Genomic DNA, 18,463 nt, shown 5'->3' with positions numbered 1-18,463 from the left:
CTCGCGTTAAATTTGTCTAAAGGTCAAGATTCTGGCAATCTCTCTAGCGCGAGGTAAATATGAACTTAAAAGAACTTATCAGAACTGTGCCAGATTTTCCACATAAGGGAATCATGTTTAGAGATATAACAACCCTTCTCAAAAACTCTGATGGATTTCATTATTGTATTGATGAATTCTGTAATCGCTATGAACATTACGATTTTGATCTTATTGCAGCAATTGAATCTCGAGGATTTATTCTAGGTGCGGCCATGGCCTATAGACTCAATAAAGGACTTGTGCTTGTTAGAAAAAAAGGAAAACTTCCAGGGGAAACTGTATCTCAAGAATATCAACTTGAATATGGAACTGATGTTTTAGAAATGCATACTGATTCAATAAAAAAAGGACAAAAAGTTCTACTTGTTGACGACCTTTTGGCCACAGGAGGAACGGCCATGGGAGCTAAAAATCTCATAGAAAAACTAGGTGGCACAGTTTGCGAGTTTGCAGCAGTTATTGATTTACCTGAGCTTAAGGGTAAAGAAAAACTTGAAAAATCTGGATTAAATGTTTTCAACCTGATTGACTTTGAAGGACTTTAGGCCAACTGAAGATTGTTGATGAGATATACTTTTCAGTTCTTCAAGCAATTTTTGAAATGAAGGTCTTACTTTGTAATTTGAATGTTGCGCTTTTTTTTCCAATGCTTTTAGAAATTCAAAAGGTAAATCTTTTTGAACAAAATTTACTAACCATGAAGGAATTAATCCCATAGGTTCGACGAGTACGATTAGCTCAACTTCCGTGTAGCCATCTGTTTTTGATGGGCGAACTAAAGTCCTTCCAAAATGCATAAAGGCCCGAATGTTTTTGTCGCTAGACATATCTGTTTCATATTCAACAGAATGAACATCCACCTCTAAAAATTTTCTTTTATAATTTATGGTTAGTTTATTGTGGTGGATCATCTCACGGTCTTTTAATGGCCAGGGCATATTATTTACACTATAGGTAATGGCCTCAAAATCAGATATATTTTTGATAGTTTTTTTATCAATCAAATTTGGCATCCAGGTGTGGGAATCTTCAACGTTTCTGAGGATTTCCATCATTTGTCCAGTATCTCCTTTTATTAAACCTATGGCCTTGAAGGCCAGTAATTTAGACTGATCAGTTTTTTGAGAGTATACTTCTATTCTGTCCTTTGAATAAACTTTTTCCCAAGCATTTGGGTTAAGTTTAGCTACTTGTCCTAGAAGATTTAAACTTAAAGTTGAATAAAGCATAAGGCCAATAATTTTAAACATATTATATCCAGAATAAGTTAATAAATGATTTTAACAAGTTGTCTCTTTTTTCCTATTTACGTTGAATGATCTCATTAGCATGAATTTTTCGAATTTGACTAAAGATTTACCTATAATTTGACGAAAAATAGTCAAATAATTTTTGGATTTAATTATGAGTTTGCTTTTTGAATGTATTAAATGTCGCACAAAGTTGAAAATTGATGAAAAATACATAGGAAAAAAAGTTAAATGCCCCAATTGTGGTCTAAGCCGTGAAATGACAAGAGAATTTCTAGTTGCTGACGAACTCAATCTTACCTTCAAAACACAGTCTATTTCGATTAAGTCTGCAGATTTGTCTGGAAAAAGTAAATATAAGCAAAGAATTATGGCCAACAGAGCGCAACAAGGTCTTCCCATTAGTGGATATAGACCAGTAAAGGAGGGGACATCTACCTCTGTATATTATCAGAAAATAAAACAAAGTGAGGGTTTGAAACGTATAATAGCAGTTTTAGTACTAGCAGCAGTTGCTTATTACGTTTATATCTCATTAGAAAAAGAAAAATATGCTAAACTGTCTGGCGAGGCCATAAAGGTATTGAATGAATATCACAGAATTCAAACAGATTATTTCTCCAAATACGGGCGCTACGATATGGGTTTAGATTTTTCTGATGATCTTAAGTCCAAAGGGTATACTTATAGTGTAATAAGCAATTTAGATGAAAATCCAGGACTTAAAGAAATTTGTTCTGAGTGCATAATACTTGATAAGTCATTCAAAGTTTTGGCATTTAAAAATCTGGACAGTGATGAAGTTTTCGATATTTGGTCTATAGATGATAAGAAAAATGTTGTTCATTTGGTAGATGATTACGATAATACAATTAAAAATAAATAAATTATTGCTCACATTTTGGGTTTTTGCAAAAAAATCCATCTCCTCCATTTCCTTTTTTGCATTCCTTTATTACGTTTGCTTTTGCTGTGGCCTTAGAATTGCCGGTTGCTATAAAATCCTCTCCCATGGCCTTTATTGTACAAGACCAAGATTCAACTTGGTTTTTTCTTGTATCAGAATGTTTGAGGTTAAATACTTGGACTTGTAGCTGTTCAACTGCATTTTCTAAACGCCAAATTCTTTGTTTTAATTCCTGATTTGAATAATTATTGTAGTCCTGACCTATTTCTATTCTAAATATATCTTTTGCATTTGCAGATAATCCAAAAATGAGAAGACTTGCGATTAAAAAAGCTTTCATATATCTCCTTCAATAGATAGAAATGTTCAAACTAAGCTAGTCGAGAGAATATCAATTGACAAGATTTATTCTAATGAATTGATATCATACATTTTGCAATATCAATGGTCTTAAGCAGTTCATAATCATAACTTCTTTCAATCGAGCTGTTCTTAAAATCCTGATCTGCACTTCCGTCATTTTGATAACAATTTTCAAGTTCTGAACTTATTTTAGGTATAAATGTGCTTTTAACAGAAGGAATAGGAAAGACAGATATATCACCAATTCGGTATATGCCTTTATTTTTAACATCAGAGAATTTTGTATTGATTTCAATGTCAGGAATGATTCCATAGATATGATTACTACTACCATTTGGTTGATGAAATCTGGCCACATTAATCGTAAAATACAAATTGTCTAAAATATCAGATGGTTCAACATTTTGAATTGTACCTTTTCCATAACTTGTTTGACCCACAATGAGTGCTCTATGATGGTCTCTTAAAGCTCCAGAAACAAGTTCAGAAGCACTTGCAGAGTTAGAGTTCTGGAGTAATACTACTGGTAAGTTAGTTTTTTGATTGTTTTTAGTTCTAAATACTTGGACCATATTTGAATTTAGGTAATGTGCTGAATAAACGACTTTACCTTTATCTAAAAATAAGTCAGCAATTGCAACTGCTTGATCGACAAGTCCTCCACCATTATCTCTTAGGTCCAAAATAATTATTTCCCCATTATTTTTTTCAATATGTTCAATTGCGAGCGAAATATCTTTATCAGCATGCAAATTCAAAAAACTTGCAAGTTTGATATAACCGATTTTTCCAGAAGGAGAGTTTAGAATAGAATAATCAACATTTTTGAGATTCACTTTTTTACGAGGAATAGATTTGGTGAAAATTTTATCTTCTCTCAAAACAGTAAGATCAACTGTCGTGCCTGCCTTCCCTTTTATTTCTTTAACAACTTCATTTATTGGTCTACCAGCAGCATCCTTACCGTTAACATGTGTAATAATGTCTCCTGTTAAAAGCCCATTTTCCTGTGCACTTCCACTTTGTATGATACGAGTTAATAATAATCCCTTTTCTACTTTGAAAAGCTCGGCCCCAATACCGACGAAACTTGTTCCTTTTGATTCCATTTGTTTTTCGAATTCTAATCTATTAACAATTCCAGAGTTATCACCGTACTTTGCTTGCATGAAAGAATTGAATAAAGTATAGGAAATAAATGCTTCAATCCGATCTTCTGTATTGATTTCAGTCGTATTTTTATCTAATGAGTTGAGATAGTTCTTAGTTTCAGTAGAAATGTATTCTAATATATTATTTGCTTTAAGATAATAAGATTTTTCATTTTCAATAAATGTAATCCAATTTTTAATAGCATTTATTTGTGTTTTATTTTTTGATCTCAGAACATCTGATAAAACATAGTTTTCAGGATCAGTACTTTCATCTTTTAGCTGGAATAAATGATATTGTTCATTTGACTCTAGGATATTCTCAACATAGGGATATTCACTATTGTTTAATGTCAGTTTTAAGGGAGGAAAAAGAATTTTTTGTTCGGGAAGGATTTCAAGAAGTTTGTTGAAAGCGTAGATACAATTTATAATAGATTTTTTATTTTGGTTACAATTTTCATTGTTGATGATTTCTTCACTAACAATTTGTGTATCAAGTCCTGCTTTATTCCATAAATCGAATGTGTTTTGATTAAGGTCAACATAATTTGGGCCATCCAAAAACAAATTAAATAAGAAGATTAGTGGTAAGAAATGAAACAAAATATCTCCCTTTTGCAGATTAACGATTGATGAAATATAACATGTTAAAGAACGCTTGAATTAACGATTGTAATTATTACAAAATAGTGTCATGTTGCCTCAAAATGATCATTGAAGGCACCATGTCTGTTGTTGAGGTATTGAGTGCGGTGTGCTCCACCATTAAGTGTGTTGAATCTGAATCAATCAATCGTTGAATCAAAAAAAAGGCCCTTAAAAAGGACCTTTTTCAAAAAATGGTGGGCCATGCAAGACTTGAACTTGCGACCACCCGGTTATGAGCCGGGGGCTCTAACCAACTGAGCTAATGGCCCTCAATTGGAATTTTCGCAAGGGATATTATATATCCTTGTCTTATAATTGCCAAGCGATTCCTACGACGTCTTGCATATAAAGGAAGTTTATGAAAATCACATTTTTTAAATATTCGGCCCAAGGAAATGACTTTATTCTTATTGATAACCGCAAAGATCTTTTTGATAAAACTTTTCCAAAAGAATTCTGGGCCAGATTGGCCAAAAGAAAACAAGGCATTGGTGCAGACGGGATAATTTTAGTTGAAAAATCTCAAAAAAGTGATTTTAAAATGCGCTATTTTGATGCTGATGGTGGGCAAAGCGAACTTTGTGCAAATGGTGGACGTTCAATACTTCATTTTGTTGATAAAATTTTAGGAATAAACAAGAAAAATTACTACTTTGAAACTAAAGAAGGATTTTATAATGGATCAGTTTCTGAATCAGGTGTTGTTGAACTTAATATGAATCCTCCAAAAGATGAAAATTTATACGATCTTAATATTTTTGATGGTTATACTCAGAACTTTTTTATCAATACTGGAGTACCACATGCTTTTTTTGAAGTGAATAATTTAAAAGATTTTCAAGTTGAAGAAAAGGGTAGAGCTATAAGACATCACAAGAACTTTGCACAAGGCACAAATGTCAATTTTTTCCAATTCAAATCTAATAATGAAGTAAATATGAGAACTTATGAGAGGGGAGTTGAGGGAGAGACTCTGGCCTGTGGGACAGGTGCATGTGGAATGGCCGTTTATCTTTATCGTCAAAATCCTGAAATAAAAAATGTCAAAGTGCATATGCCCGGTGGAATGTTAGAGGTAGATTTATCACAAGGTATAAATTGTATGAAAATCCTAGGCCCTGTTGCAATTGTCTACCAAGGAGTATTTGAACCAGAATTTTTTAAATAAAATGACAGAAGCAATTACACCTAATGTATTTGCGGCCATATCAAGTATTTCACAACTTCTGTTTGCTGCATATGGTTGGACTAATTCAATCGTTACTCCCATCAATATATGTGAAATAGCAATAAATCTTGGTGTTCTATAAAGAAAAAGAAACGGCAAAGTCATCACAAAATACATAAAAAAATGAACTATTTTATCTAAATGTGGAAAAAGGGGTTTTATATTGGAAGAATCCATTAGGCTTAAAAAAATGACTGACATTCTTATCGTTTGCCCTAGAAGGAAGACAAAAGTGTTCTGAATATTTATAGCTTTTATTTTACTTATTAACATTCTACAATGCCCTTATGATTAAAGTGATCCTCGCCTTATTCTTCACAAACGTGGCAATGGCCTACATAAACCTTGAAATTAGTATTACTCATAGAAAAGGAATTGATAAGGGCCTAACCCTAGTAAGTGAATTACATTCGCTTGAAGTGATGGATAATGAAAAGGGTCTTGACCTTGTTATGAAAGATGGCCATCGATTTCATTTCAATTCACAATTTTCAGAAAACAATGGTGACTATGGCCCAACAGCAAATATCGATTTGACGGTTCAGCTGTTTGATACAGATGGAGGGCATATTCATACTTATTCTGGTGAACAAATGAAAATATCCCTTGGCGAGAAGAAAAAAATAACCTACGAAAGTGAGGGGCAGCTTGTAGAAGTTCTTATTAGGCCTTTTATATTGCCCTAATAATGAGTTTAAGGTGGGTTAAAGTATGAAAAGCGTGAATATCTTCTGTGGATCGAGCGAAGGACTTGGGGATAAATATCTAGATTTGGCCGAAAAAGTAGGGATAGAGCTTGCAAAAAGAAATTTTAAACTTGTTTACGGAGGGGCAAATATTGGGGTCATGGGTAAAGTAGCTAATGCTGTTTTAGAAAATGGTGGAAAAGTATTAGGTGTAATGCCTGAAGTTCTTGTTAAATTCGAAGTGGCACATATGGGTCTAACTGAATTGAAAATTGTCGACTCAATGCATGCTCGAAAGAAATTAATGTATGATAGTTCAGACTGTTTTGTTACTATTCCGGGAGGAATTGGCACATTGGATGAGTTTTGTGAGATCGTAACTTGGTCACAACTTGGAAAGCATAATAAACCTTGTTATTTATTAAATGTTTTTGGGTTCTACGATCACCTTATAGCTCATTTTGACAAAATAGTTGAAGAAGGATTTCTCTCTAAACGTGACAGAGAGTTAATACGGGTTGTCAACACAGTCGAAGAATTGTTTGAGAAACTTAGCTAGTTTGGTACTATTGCCAATTATTGACTTAAAACTTATATTTAGTCCTAATTTGAAAATAAGCATTTGGAGAAATCATGGCCAGACTCGTGGTATTTGTCACTATATGTATTACGCTTGCATTTATAACATCACTTAACTATTTCAAAAATGGTAAAGTTGTTAATGATAGGTTTTCTTTTAAAAATGAGAAGGATGCCTATGAATCTAAAATGAAAGAGCTGGAAGAGTTGAAGCATCCTAGGTCTGAACATAAAACAATGGAAGAAGGCAAGGAGGCGGGCGTACCTGTAGTCGTGCTTGATACACCAGAGTTAGAAAACGGTTCAAAAATTTATAATTCCAAATGTGTGACATGTCATGGAAAGTTAGCAGAAGGGAAAAAGGGACAGAACGCACCGAAATTGGCCGGACAGTATGATTGGTATATTGAAAAGCAACTTTCTGATATGAAAAATGGGATTCGTGAAAACAAAATTATGAATCCTTATCTTAAAAAACTTACTCCACAAGACATGAAAGATTTGGGTAACTATCTTTCTAAGCTTCCTTGGTAAGATGCCTATTTATCAGATTCAAAAATACAAACCACAAATTGGTCAGGGTTGCTTTATCGCTCCTACAGCTGTTGTAATTGGTAGAGTAATGATGGGCAACAACGTGAGTACATGGTTTCAAAGTGTGATACGAGCAGATGTTGCTTCTATTAGTATTGGAGATAATACAAATATTCAGGATTTATCCCTGTTACATGTATCAGATGGCATTGATTTAAAAATTGGTAAAAATGTTACAATTGGACATAAGGTTACCTTACATAGTTGTACAATTGAAGATAACTGTTTAATTGGAATGGGTTCTACAATTTTAGATAAAGCAGTAATTTCTAGTGGTTCTGTTGTTGCTGCTGGGAGTGTCGTTCCACCTGGAAAAGTTTATCCCCCGAATTCTTTGATCATGGGTTCCCCAGCAAAAGTGCAAAGACCTTTGTCTGAAGAAGAATGTGCTATTTACCACAATCACTTTGAAAGTTATTTAATCGCAAAAAACACATACTTAAACGAGCTCAAAGAATTTTAAGCATAGAATATTAATAATTTTCTTCATCAAGTAAATAGTAATCCCTATATTGATCAGACCATCTTTTAGAGTCAAATGTTGGAGGTAGATTTGCCTTATATATTCTTTCAAGTTCAGGAAAAGAACCTACAAAAATTAGTGGAATATTATTTTCAATTCTTTTTGGATTAAAAATTTTTCCATAAAAAAACTGACGTATCGTAGGATCAATAATGAGATGATTATCTTTACCATAGTAGTTTTCAATTATTATAAAATCATGGAGATACCCAGAATCACCTATAGAATCTTTGGTCTTAGCAATTTTTATAAGTGACTCTATATTAGGAAATGATTTTAATAAAACAAGTAATACTCTTCTTAAAATAACACTCGAACCAGAACACACTGGACAGGATAATATTTGATAGGTTTTTTTAATTTCTTTAATACGATATTTTCTTTTTTCCATGTGAGTGATTTCTTTATTGTATCTATCGAAAATAACATCGATCACGTAGGGAGCAGATGTAAGAACATGTTCTCTAATTTCGTGTTCAGTAGGATTTTTTTTTAAATATTGATCAAATTGTAGTTTTTTAAATTGAAATTGATTTATCATTAAATTTGAACATTTATATTCTTTTCTCATTGAATGATTTGAATCGATTCTTCTTTGGGCAAGTAGATTTTTTGAAATAAGTAAAAATAGAGATAAACATAAAATTCTCATTTTTGATCTCAACGTTTGGAGGAAAATGTATAGATAAACTTTCTAACAACAAGAGTCAAACTGTAATATATTAAATAAATTATGCTTAAAAAAAAGAGACTAGTGGTAGACCTACTGAAATCCCATACATGGCAGTTTTATCTCCGGCCTTGTCATCCCAGCTAATGTAATTTAATTCCCAAAAAATACCTTTTCCGAAACGAATCCAAGCATTCGAATAGTCATAAACGCTTGAGGCATCTAGAAACATTCCTCCACCTAAAACATAGTTCTTAAGGCCAAAGGGATGGCGGAAACTGAATTCAAAGCCTTGAGGATAAATCAGATCGGTTTTTACTTCACCCTTAGGGCCGTATCTAAAAGTGAGACCTTGTATTCCAAGAAGTGGAATAATTGAGATTCTTTTATCAAAAACTTCTGCAAGTTCGTAAGCGAAATAAAGTCCAAAATTATTAAAAAGAGAATCTCTCAAAACAGCAGCATCAAAAAAACGAAGAGAAGTTGTGTTGTCAAACTCGAACTTTCCATAGAACATCGCCGAAGGTGCCCAATCATAATCACGAGTTTGACCTAATCTTTGTGAACGAAAGAGATATGGGCCAAAACCCCAGGCCGTATTTACTCTATGTATTCTTTTAGGAAGATTTGCAGTTAATGTAATATCTTTTTTATTTCCATGTGGATCAATGACAGGAATTATTGAAGGTTCTGAAGAGGTGAGAACGGTCATGTAAGGTGGTTCAGCTCCATCAACTGTTTTATAATTTGTGGTAGTCCAAGTTACCTCAAGTCTTGGTGTTTCTTTTCCAAGCTTGCCGATTCTTTCCATATGGCAACCAACTGAAACGTAGTCATTTTCAATACCTTCAAAATTGAGTTTATAGCGAATACAGGAGTAGTCGATGAGTTTTGTCTCTGTTTTATCAATTGGAGGACGACTATGAAATGTAATTTGAGCGACATTTTTGGATTGCTCAAAAATATTTATAGTAGAAGGTGTAAACAGTGGTACGTATATATCTGTTTTCAAATAATGTTCAGACTTTTGTAGCGTGATCGTTCGACCTAAGTATTGAATGAGAAGTTTCTTATCAGGATGAAAAATTTTAATCGAAAATCTGGCCCTTGGAGTGAGCAGATTGTGTTCATTCCTAATCCACTGTACAGAATTCTTTTCAAATTTTGCTTGAATTTTATATTTTGAGCTTTTTACGATATGAGAAAAATCTTCAATATTAATTGGAATTCTAGATTCACCAACTCTAACGGGGCCAAAAGATAAAGAAAACCTGTCTTGTGCTGCAAAACAATTTATTACGTTAAAAAAGATAATGAGTGCTAATAGTTTCATAAAATACCTGAGGTCTTTATTCTATCACAAGACTAAAATTTATAATGTAGGAAAAATTTTTAATTTTAGAGTAGAATTTAAAACATAGGTATAAATATGAAAGAACTCATTTGTGAAAAACATAAAAAATATAAAGGGAAAAAATTGCCTAAATACAATTGTGAAGTTTGTCTTCAAATTTTTTTATTTTTAAAATCAACAAAGGCCCCTTCGACAAAACAGCAAAGAGTGCATAGAGATAAGTCAAAATACAACAGAAAAGATAAATTTAAAAAAGAAAATACCTAATATTCATTTTGAATGAATTTTAAACGAATCATTTCCATTCTCTCTCTATTAACTCCAAAGTCCGAATGTCCTATCCTTGAAGCACTTCGCATATGAATAATTTTTTTTTCTTCATCAAAATAAAACTCCACATCATCTACAAATCTAAAAATAGTTGAGACATATTCGGCATAAAAATACTTTTCTGATTTTTTAAAATTGACTTTATCATTCTGAAGAATTGATTGAATTGCCGTGTAGGCCTTATCCCAATATTTGCTAGCATCAATTGGTTTAATATAGTGTTCTGAATCAGAGGGATCAGCAAAAGAGCTTACACAATTTGGTTTTTCTGGACAAGAGAGTAGTTTTCCCTCTTTAGTTCCGAGATCTTTTGGTCGCGTTCCTGAACAAGAACTAAGAAACACAAAAATAATGATTAAACGTTTCATATATGCATCCTTTTTTAGCGCATTTTTTCAATCAAAAGAGATAGTGTCAATGCACATGGCAGAGGACTTTTTAGAAGGGCATTTCAGACTTATTATTTCAAAAAGTGTGAAAGGACATCTTTTGAGAGGTCATTATTCTGTAAATCTTGAGCAATTGTTTCGTCAGATAAAATGTCCTTTTTAAGACTTTCCTTTTCTATAAAATATTTTTCTTGAACTTCATTCGATTCAAGTTTGATTGAGTAGTCCATATTTTTAATATAAGAGGCCAAAAGGTTACATGAAATATCAGGATTATAGACATCATCAGGATAATCATAACTCATAAGAGGATGATCGTAATAATTTCCATCATAATTTTTAAGTAAGATATTACCTATATCTGAATTTACGAAGAGATCATTTCTTGGGAATTCCAAATTATTTTCAAGAAAAATATCAGTCATGTATTTTCGATGTTTGAGGGAGTATGGTAGAATACGTTGCAGTGTTTTATAAAAAAATCTTTGAGATTTTAGTTTTCCTTCTGGATCATTTTCTATCCTAATGTTTGTGAAATAGATCTCATTTTTTTCAAAAGGAAAAGTGAAGAAATCCCTATCTATGTATTTAACACCTTCTTCACATTCTCTTTCAACGCTAAAAATAGAGTAGTTCCAACTGGTGTAAGTGCATTTGGAAGATTTATTCAAAAATAATATATGAGTTAAGTAGTCTATTCCAATTTTATCTACAAAATTAAAAACTCCATCTTCGTTCAAATCAAATTGAGATAAATCTTTATTGTCGGCAATAGGATATTCTTGTTTATCTGGAATTGGTCCACGATAATTTTCTCCAATCCCATAAATAGGATAAAGAAGTGAAATAGACATACTTACTCTATTAATTTGAAATGAATACATCTCATCTTTAATCCATTGCCTAATAAACCTTGAATTATTTCTCCATGAAGAAAATGAAATGCCTAAGATGGCACCTGTCATCACATTTTCATAAGTAAGTGTTCTGGGCAAAATTCCTCTATGGTCCATGTTCCAAAGATTAAAAAAATGTTTTCCCATATTATTTCCAAATAGATTATCTAAATCATTTGGATCTTTGTAACCATTAATATGGCCATAGAGTCTATGAAATTCATTTGAATCGTATTGTCCGTCTTTGTTTTGGTCTATTGCTTCAAGTGCCTTAAGAAGCAGTTGATTATAAGAGGAAGTTAAACATTTACTATTATAGAGATTTGAAGATAATTTTCCCGGCCAGAACTCGTCAAAGTAAAAATATCCATCAGTGAGCTTAAAAAAATCATTAAAAAGTTCTTCATTAGTACACAGATAATTTCCATCTTGGTTTTCAAATATTTGCGTACGATAGTTAAGAAATGTTTGATATTCAAGCTCATCAAATATGTGATCTTGATTGTAATCAATCAGACTTAAATTATTTTTTTCTAGATTTATTTCGTTGTCATTTATTTTTTTCCCAATAGAATTTCCGGCCAAAAGAGATTGTGTATACGCCTCGTCAAATCTGATATATGAATTATTATTTTTATCCAAAAATTGTGCCGTTTTTGTTAAAGGGTTTCCAATAATTGTAGAGTTTCCCTCTTTCCCTTGTTCACAAGATAGGAGGAAATAAAAGAAGAAGAAAATTATCGATATTGGTTTCATAAAAACTCTTTTTTCATTCTTATTTGACAATAATAAATTGAAAGTACTTTACGTAATAGAACAAAGAGTAACCCCTTGCAATTATTGAGTTCAGTTATCAGGAATTAAAGGACAAACCGCCAAAAATCTGAGCTTTTCACTTATTGGAATTATTTAATTTTATTAGAAAGAGGGAAACACTGGATATTTAATTGATATATCTGATCATTTTCAACATCACCTTCAAATTGTTCTATAAGTTGTTTTTGGAATTCGTAAATAAGCTCTTTCATTTTTTCCATTCGCGATAGATTGAAAGGTATTGTTAGAGTTGTCAGGTTTCTGTGTTCACGGTCAAATCTTTCAATACTTTCCTTTGCTTTGTCAATCATCTCAAAGTGATAGTTAATTGCTCCTGTTGAGAAAATTTCTCCAGACATATCAATTGTTTTTCCTCCTCCTTGGACCAGAAAACCAAATTCATTTCTCTCTAAGTATTCTAATTTTTGGAGATTGATCAGTGCCTCTACTGCTTGGGCCGGTGAAATTGCAGGATTTAAGGCCGAAGCAATCCATTCTGGATCATCTTTGAAGGAGATAATTTGTGCAAGTTCTCTAATAGCTAAGTAGTACCATTTAGAAAAGTAGAGGTATTGTGCTTCCATGAGAGGATTTTTTAGTCTGAATTCTTCGTATGTTAGTAAAGTTTTTAAATATTTATTTCTCTGTTCATGATTTTTTGCTTGATTGAAATCAACCAGGTCTTTAAAAAATTGTCCTTCTTTGGTTTTGAGATTGAATACTTTGATGATTTTTTCAGGACCTCCTTGGCCCATTTTTTTCTTACCTTTGATAATCTGTCTAAAATGGTCAGAAGTTGTATAGCCGCAATCTTTTGATAATTTTCGATAAGAATAATTGGGTGAAAGTCCTTTTTTGTAGGACATCATGTCCTCAATATATTGTTTATAGTTGGCATATGCAAAAACATTCGGTCGTATCATCTTGGCCTCGAATTGACGTCTATAAATTTTATTATAATATAAAAAGCGAGAAAATAGTGAGCAAAAGATCTTATTAAGTAATTGATATTATACGTTTAAAAAAAATAAATATGACGTCTAGTATTTTCTCATAATTCTGAAATTTTTTTTAAATTAGGTCATAATTGATTCAAATAGTATGATTAACACCAAATAGGGAGATGTCATGAGTACTGGAGCAGAAAATAAAGAAAAATTTAACTATCACAGAGCTTTTGAGAGAAACTTGGGTTGGATAACCCCAGAAGAGGCACAAATACTTAGAAATTCTAGAGTCGCTATAGGTGGTATGGGTGGAGTTGGTGGAACTCATTTTTTAACACTTGTTCGACTTGGTGTTGGAAAATTTCATATAGCAGATTTAGACAATTTTGAACTAGCAAATTTTAATCGTCAAGCTGGTGCCAATATTACGACTTTGGGTGAATCTAAAGTTCAAACATTAAAACAAATGGCCCTTGATATAAATCCTGAGCTTGAAATCACTACTTTTGATAAAGGAATAACAGAAGACAATATTGATCTGTTTTTAAAAGACGTTGACCTTTATATTGATAGTCTAGATCTTTTTGTTCAAGACTTAAGAGAAGTTCTCTTTAAAAGACTTTGGGAACTTAAAATTCCGGCCGTAAATGTTGGGCCTATGGGTATGAGCTCTGCCATGATTAATTTCATACCAAAAAAAGGAAACATGAGTTTTGCTGATTACTTTGGTACACATAAGGCCAAAACACAATTAGAGAAAGTTACAAGATTTGTTTTAGGAGTTGCACCTAGTCTTTTACACCGTCCGCATATTATAGACCCATCACGTGTTGATTTAGCAACCCATCTAGTCCCATCAACTCCAATGGGAATCAATATTGCTTCGGCAATTTGTGCAACAGAGGCCATGAAAATTTTACTCAAACGTGGACACGTTTTGGCCGCTCCCTTTTCCGTTCAAATAGATGCTTATGGATATAAAATGAAAAAACGATGGATGCCATTTGGTTACCGAAATCCTATTATGCTTTTAAAAATGTTTTTTGTAAGACGACTCGTGAAGAAAATGACCAAAGAGACAGATAAAAGAAGAGAACTTGAAAAGATGCCAAAAAATATGAATCAAAATGGCAACTTTGTTAAAATCTAAAGATTTCACTTAAGAAATGTTAGCTGCCTAGTTCTTGAATGGATTCAAAAACTAGGTCTGATGAACTACAAATGAATCTTTAGAAGCTAAAACTTCTTTTATCCCACTTATAATTTTTTCAGATTTATCGTGTTCTTCCTCAAGTTCATGACCAATAATATTTCCTGGCCAGAAACGATCAGTTTTAAATCTGGCAACAATGTGAACATGTAGCTGTGGGACGATGTTTCCAAACATTGCGATATTGATTTTATCGGCTTCAAATTTATTCTTCATAAATTTAGAAAAGAAGTTTATTTCATCAAGCAAAATAAATTGGACACCATGATGAAGTTCATAATATTCTGAGACATTTTCTACTTTGGGAACTAAAACAACCCATGGGACCTCACTATTTTTTTTGACAAGTACCTCACAGACCTCTGTTTGCCCAATAAGAACAAACTCACTTTCTAATCGTTCATCTAAAGTAAACATTATTTCATATTCTCCATACCTAAGGGGATATCAATATCTTTATGCTCTTTTAGGAGCTTGAAAGCAGATTGCAAATCATCAATTTTTTTTCCAGTAAGTCTAATTTTTTCATCTAGATACTGAGAAGTGATCTTTAGTTTTGAATCTTTGATGATTTTATTGATGATTTTACCTTTTTCTTTATCTATTCCAGAACGAACTATAATTTGTTGTTTATGTAACTTTAGACCGGATGGATTTATATCTTGTGGGTCGATACCTTTTAAAGAAAGGCCCCTTTTTCCCATATTATTGTAAAGAATAGAAAGTGCAGTTTTTACTTGATATTCACTCTCTCCAATGATTTCTAGTTCATTATCATTTTTAAGGATGATGTCACATTTAGCACCTTTAAAATCATAACGCCCTGATATTTGCTTTTGGGCCATATTAATTGCATTCTTTAACTCACCCATGTCCATTGAAGACACAAGATCAAATGATGGCATCAAAATCTCCCTTAAATATCTTTTAATATTAGCACCAGTTTTGCTCAAATCATAGCATTTGTAAACGGGCGCACTGAACATATTGAAGTAAATCAGTATGACTATTTTTGTCCAGAAATATTAGAGTTTTCAGGATTATATTATTTGATAGATTCTCTTATTTTCGAAGACAACCAATCCATCGCCCAAACAATGGCCGCGATAACAACAGCTAGGAGTCCCACTTCATTCCACTTTGCCAGACCTTGGTATTGCATAAGCATAGTACCAATTCCTCCTCCTCCAACTAAACCAATAATTGTGGCCATCCTCACATTTATATCCCATCTATAGATTGTAAAAGACAAGAAAGGTAGAACGATTTGAGGTACAACTCCAAACCATATAATTTGAATAGGATGTGCTCCTGTGGCGGTCATCGCTTCAATCGGGCCCTCATTAATATTTTCAATTTGCTCTGAATAAAGTTTAGCAAGCGAAGAAATGGAATGAAGCATAAGGGCCAGCATCCCTGCAAAAGGTCCAATTCCAACCCACACTGAAAAAATAATGGCCCAAACAAGTGGTTCTAAAGATCTGGTAACATTTAAGATAAACCTTGTGAGAGAATAGATGGCCATTGTTAGACGTGAGTCTTTCATCAGATTTCTAGCTGCTAGAAAACTAATAATAAAAGCAAATGGAATCGCAAGAGCTGTGGCCATAAATGCCATATAGATCGTTTCGATTGCAGCAAATAGTGCTTCTTCAAAAATTCCAAAATTAGGAGTAATGAGTGCTTTAAATATTTTTTTAGCGCCACTTAATCCATCTGCTGATAAAAATTCATAGATTGATACTTGAGAGATATTTAGACCTGCAATAAAAGTTACAACAAGCATAAAAAAACCGATCCAAAAGAAGGGATTTCTTGATAAACCTTTATTAGGGTCGATTGTTTTTTCAATTTTAAAGATGGCCTTACCAATTGAAAACCGAGGTATAAAATAGAGGAGTCCAGCGACTGAAATTCCTGCACTAAGCGCAAAACTTGGTTCAATCCATGAAAATTCTATATGTCTAAGATTTAAAATAATTCTTTGTAAGATTATTTTGTATACAGCTAAAATTGTATAGGACCATAAAAGAATATCTGTAAGTATAGAATATATTATTTTTCTCATAGAAAATTGCTCGTTGTTTAAGATAAAAGTTGTGTTGTGTATTTTTTCATTGGCCATCTTTTTTATCCCTAGTCAATTGTCACTTCGACAGCGTCCTCGCCATATATTGTTTGAAACCAATTCTCATCTATGTCATTTGGACAACCTTCATAGATAAGTTCTCCACCTTTTAACGCTATTACTCTGGTTGCATATTGCCTAACTAAGGAAAGAAAGTGGAGATTACACAAAATAGTGACACCCAATTCTTCATTTACTTTCTTTAGGTATTGCATCACGGAATGAGATGTAGCAGGATCTAAACTAGCAACAGGTTCGTCTGCTAATAAAACTTCTGGATTTTGCATAAGTGTTCTAGCGATTGCAACTCTTTGTTGTTGTCCTCCAGAGAGATTATCTGCTCTTACGTTTTCTTTACCAGATAAACCAACAATATCAATATATCTCTTTGCTCTTTCAAGATCTTTCTTAGAATAATTGCCTAAAATTGAGTTAATAATACCGGTGCGTCCTAATGTTCCAGACAATACATTTGTGAGTACAGTTCTTCTGGGTATAAGGTTAAAATGCTGGAAAATCATCCCAATTTTAGATCTTGTTTTTCTAAGTTCACGACCTTTAATTTTTGTAATTTCTTTTCCATTTAACTTAATTGAGCCTGAAGAAGGGTCATGAAGTCGATTGATGCATCTGAGAAAAGTAGATTTTCCGGAGCCACTTAAACCTATAATGACAAGAAATTCTCCTTTTTTCACTTTGACGTCTACACCTTTAAGTGCATGGCATCCATTTGGATAGATTTTTTGTAGTCTAGTAATCTCTAACATTTTAATTGCCCTTATTATTTTTGAGAATTGATTCGGCATCAACGTTTATTGCCTTAACCATATTTCTTAGTCCGTCATAATCTTCATCAGTTGTATCAGCTAAACCATTTACACTATAGATATTTTCAAAAATGGTTTTACCTTCATCTGTAGTAATGAATTTTTTTACTGCAGAAATAAATTTGTCAGTTATTTCCTTGGGAAGTTCTTTTCTAAAAACAAAGGGGTCGTTTGGAATTTTTTCTGTTACTTTAAGTATTTTAATTTTTTCTTCTACATCTGGAAACTGTGTTTTAACTCTGGCCCTGGCGTCTCGTATTTTTCCATCAGCATCAGGTTCTGAGTAGAATGTAGCTCCAGCGTCCACTTGTCCTTGATATACCATTGTTACAACATTATCATGTTTCATCGCAAATACCTGTCCACCTAAATTTATCTTTTCATCTTTAAGTATTTTCAGTGGAAACATATATCCAGATGTTGAAGAGGAATCTGTAAAAGCAAATTTTTTGTTGTTAAGATCAGATAGCTTTTCAATTCCACTGTCTGCTTTTACAATAATTTGTCCTTGATAATAGTCATGTCCGTAGCGAATAACTCTTAACTTTGCTTGCGCTCCATATTTTGAATGGGCCAGCAAATATCCAAATGAATTCATTACCGCGATATCAGCACGTTTTGAACCAAAAGATTCGACAACTGCTATATAGGAAGTTGGTATTCCTGTTTTAAAATAAAGCCCTGTTTCTTTTTCTAAGAATTTGATGAAAACATCAGAGTTAGTTGTGATTGTGTCACTATCTACTGAGGGTGTAAAATATAGTTTTATAGGATTATTTTGAGATCCAAGTTTTTCTTGCTTAACACAAGAAAGATTAAAAACTAAAACGAGTAGTGTACTTATAGCTAGAATTAGTTTTTCCATGAGTTGACCCCTTTTTTGATTGCACCGCAGTATCTAGTTAGAATTAATGTACTCTTT

23 protein-coding genes and 1 tRNA gene are annotated in these 18,463 nt (G+C 32.7%); 9 read left to right on the top strand and 15 right to left on the bottom strand.

What is annotated here, in order from left to right:
• Positions 1 to 59 precede the first annotated feature (59 nt).
• The gene (locus tag H6622_01680; protein MCB9060216.1) at positions 60 to 587 is read left to right on the top strand and encodes an adenine phosphoribosyltransferase; all 528 of its coding nucleotides are present in this window, start codon (positions 60 to 62) and stop codon (positions 585 to 587) included.
• On the opposite strand, the gene H6622_01675 is transcribed toward H6622_01680, so the two are convergent.
• Positions 549 to 1,292 (bottom strand): hypothetical protein, encoded by a 744-nt coding sequence (locus H6622_01675; protein ID MCB9060215.1) that lies wholly within the window; start codon positions 1,290 to 1,292, stop codon positions 549 to 551. The genes H6622_01680 and H6622_01675 overlap by 39 nt on opposite strands.
• Before the next feature lie 154 nt (positions 1,293 to 1,446).
• On the opposite strand from H6622_01675, the gene H6622_01670 reads away from it, so the two are divergent.
• A complete protein-coding gene (locus H6622_01670; protein MCB9060214.1) occupies positions 1,447 to 2,178 on the top strand; it encodes a hypothetical protein in 732 nt (243 codons plus the stop codon).
• A 1-nt stretch (position 2,179) separates the two neighbouring features.
• Here H6622_01670 and H6622_01665 read toward each other — a convergent pair whose 3' ends face one another.
• The 3 genes from H6622_01665 to H6622_01655 all read right to left on the bottom strand — a co-directional run bounded on the left by H6622_01665 (position 2,180) and on the right by H6622_01655 (position 4,633).
• On the bottom strand, positions 2,180 to 2,539 hold the full coding sequence (locus H6622_01665) for a hypothetical protein (GenBank protein ID MCB9060213.1): 360 nt from the start codon (positions 2,537 to 2,539) through the stop codon (positions 2,180 to 2,182).
• A 70-nt stretch (positions 2,540 to 2,609) separates the two neighbouring features.
• The gene (locus tag H6622_01660; protein MCB9060212.1) at positions 2,610 to 4,319 is read right to left on the bottom strand and encodes a PDZ domain-containing protein; all 1,710 of its coding nucleotides are present in this window, start codon (positions 4,317 to 4,319) and stop codon (positions 2,610 to 2,612) included.
• A 237-nt stretch (positions 4,320 to 4,556) separates the two neighbouring features.
• Positions 4,557 to 4,633 (bottom strand) — tRNA-Ile (locus tag H6622_01655).
• Between the two features lie 89 nt (positions 4,634 to 4,722).
• Between H6622_01655 and H6622_01650 the strand changes: the two genes are divergently transcribed.
• Complete coding sequence (locus H6622_01650; protein ID MCB9060211.1) at positions 4,723 to 5,532, top strand: diaminopimelate epimerase; 810 nt, start codon at positions 4,723 to 4,725, stop codon at positions 5,530 to 5,532.
• Here H6622_01650 and H6622_01645 read toward each other — a convergent pair.
• Positions 5,476 to 5,865 carry a VanZ family protein gene (locus H6622_01645; protein MCB9060210.1) on the bottom strand — a complete coding sequence of 130 codons (390 nt, stop codon included), beginning with the start codon at positions 5,863 to 5,865 and terminating at the stop codon, positions 5,476 to 5,478. The genes H6622_01650 and H6622_01645 overlap by 57 nt on opposite strands.
• Positions 5,866 to 5,879: 14 nt before the next feature.
• Between H6622_01645 and H6622_01640 the strand changes: the two genes are divergently transcribed.
• From H6622_01640 to H6622_01625, 4 genes are all read left to right on the top strand, one after another.
• Positions 5,880 to 6,278, top strand: coding sequence for a hypothetical protein (locus tag H6622_01640; protein MCB9060209.1), 399 nt, complete (start codon positions 5,880 to 5,882; stop codon positions 6,276 to 6,278).
• Between the two features lie 25 nt (positions 6,279 to 6,303).
• Positions 6,304 to 6,837 carry a TIGR00730 family Rossman fold protein gene (locus tag H6622_01635; GenBank protein MCB9060208.1) on the top strand — a complete coding sequence of 178 codons (534 nt, stop codon included), beginning with the start codon at positions 6,304 to 6,306 and terminating at the stop codon, positions 6,835 to 6,837.
• Positions 6,838 to 6,911: 74 nt separating this feature from the next.
• On the top strand, positions 6,912 to 7,391 hold the full coding sequence (locus H6622_01630) for a c-type cytochrome (GenBank protein ID MCB9060207.1): 480 nt from the start codon (positions 6,912 to 6,914) through the stop codon (positions 7,389 to 7,391).
• A 1-nt stretch (position 7,392) separates the two neighbouring features.
• A complete protein-coding gene (locus H6622_01625) occupies positions 7,393 to 7,914 on the top strand; it encodes a gamma carbonic anhydrase family protein (protein MCB9060206.1) in 522 nt (173 codons plus the stop codon).
• A gap of 10 nt (positions 7,915 to 7,924) precedes the next feature.
• On the opposite strand, the gene H6622_01620 is transcribed toward H6622_01625, so the two are convergent.
• Both H6622_01620 and H6622_01615 read right to left on the bottom strand, forming a co-directional pair.
• Positions 7,925 to 8,626, bottom strand: coding sequence for a hypothetical protein (locus H6622_01620; protein MCB9060205.1), 702 nt, complete (start codon positions 8,624 to 8,626; stop codon positions 7,925 to 7,927).
• 85 nt (positions 8,627 to 8,711) lie between these two features.
• On the bottom strand, positions 8,712 to 9,977 hold the full coding sequence (locus tag H6622_01615; protein ID MCB9060204.1) for a hypothetical protein: 1,266 nt from the start codon (positions 9,975 to 9,977) through the stop codon (positions 8,712 to 8,714).
• Positions 9,978 to 10,073: 96 nt separating this feature from the next.
• Between H6622_01615 and H6622_01610 the strand changes: the two genes are divergently transcribed.
• Positions 10,074 to 10,265, top strand: coding sequence for a hypothetical protein (locus tag H6622_01610; GenBank protein ID MCB9060203.1), 192 nt, complete (start codon positions 10,074 to 10,076; stop codon positions 10,263 to 10,265).
• Here the strand turns inward: H6622_01610 and H6622_01605 are convergent.
• The 3 genes from H6622_01605 to H6622_01595 form a co-directional block, all read right to left on the bottom strand.
• Complete coding sequence (locus H6622_01605; GenBank protein ID MCB9060202.1) at positions 10,262 to 10,696, bottom strand: DUF1499 domain-containing protein; 435 nt, start codon at positions 10,694 to 10,696, stop codon at positions 10,262 to 10,264. The two genes, H6622_01610 and H6622_01605, sit on opposite strands and share 4 nt — an antisense overlap.
• A gap of 92 nt (positions 10,697 to 10,788) precedes the next feature.
• On the bottom strand, positions 10,789 to 12,369 hold the full coding sequence (locus H6622_01600) for a hypothetical protein (GenBank protein ID MCB9060201.1): 1,581 nt from the start codon (positions 12,367 to 12,369) through the stop codon (positions 10,789 to 10,791).
• Positions 12,370 to 12,518: 149 nt separating this feature from the next.
• Positions 12,519 to 13,352 (bottom strand): TIGR02147 family protein, encoded by an 834-nt coding sequence (locus tag H6622_01595; GenBank protein MCB9060200.1) that lies wholly within the window; start codon positions 13,350 to 13,352, stop codon positions 12,519 to 12,521.
• A gap of 205 nt (positions 13,353 to 13,557) precedes the next feature.
• On the opposite strand from H6622_01595, the gene H6622_01590 reads away from it, so the two are divergent.
• Positions 13,558 to 14,526 (top strand): ThiF family adenylyltransferase, encoded by a 969-nt coding sequence (locus H6622_01590; protein ID MCB9060199.1) that lies wholly within the window; start codon positions 13,558 to 13,560, stop codon positions 14,524 to 14,526.
• A gap of 51 nt (positions 14,527 to 14,577) precedes the next feature.
• On the opposite strand, the gene H6622_01585 is transcribed toward H6622_01590, so the two are convergent.
• The 5 genes from H6622_01585 to H6622_01565 form a co-directional block, all read right to left on the bottom strand.
• On the bottom strand, positions 14,578 to 15,003 hold the full coding sequence (locus tag H6622_01585) for an HIT family protein (protein ID MCB9060198.1): 426 nt from the start codon (positions 15,001 to 15,003) through the stop codon (positions 14,578 to 14,580).
• Positions 15,003 to 15,491 (bottom strand): YajQ family cyclic di-GMP-binding protein, encoded by a 489-nt coding sequence (locus H6622_01580; GenBank protein MCB9060197.1) that lies wholly within the window; start codon positions 15,489 to 15,491, stop codon positions 15,003 to 15,005. Before H6622_01580 ends, H6622_01585 begins: the two co-directional genes overlap by 1 nt.
• A gap of 140 nt (positions 15,492 to 15,631) precedes the next feature.
• A complete protein-coding gene (phnE, locus tag H6622_01575; protein ID MCB9060196.1) occupies positions 15,632 to 16,372 on the bottom strand; it encodes a phosphonate ABC transporter, permease protein PhnE in 741 nt (246 codons plus the stop codon).
• A 350-nt stretch (positions 16,373 to 16,722) separates the two neighbouring features.
• A complete protein-coding gene (gene phnC / locus H6622_01570) occupies positions 16,723 to 17,481 on the bottom strand; it encodes a phosphonate ABC transporter ATP-binding protein (protein ID MCB9060195.1) in 759 nt (252 codons plus the stop codon).
• A gap of 1 nt (position 17,482) precedes the next feature.
• Positions 17,483 to 18,406, bottom strand: coding sequence for a phosphate/phosphite/phosphonate ABC transporter substrate-binding protein (locus tag H6622_01565; protein MCB9060194.1), 924 nt, complete (start codon positions 18,404 to 18,406; stop codon positions 17,483 to 17,485).
• Between the last annotated feature and the right edge of the window lie 57 nt (positions 18,407 to 18,463).

It is taken from the genome of Halobacteriovoraceae bacterium, from assembly GCA_020635115.1.
GTDB lineage: Bacteria > Bdellovibrionota > Bacteriovoracia > Bacteriovoracales > Bacteriovoracaceae > JACKAK01.
The sequence above is the reverse complement of the archived record's forward strand: the minus strand, read 5'-3'. Positions and strand labels throughout refer to the sequence as shown.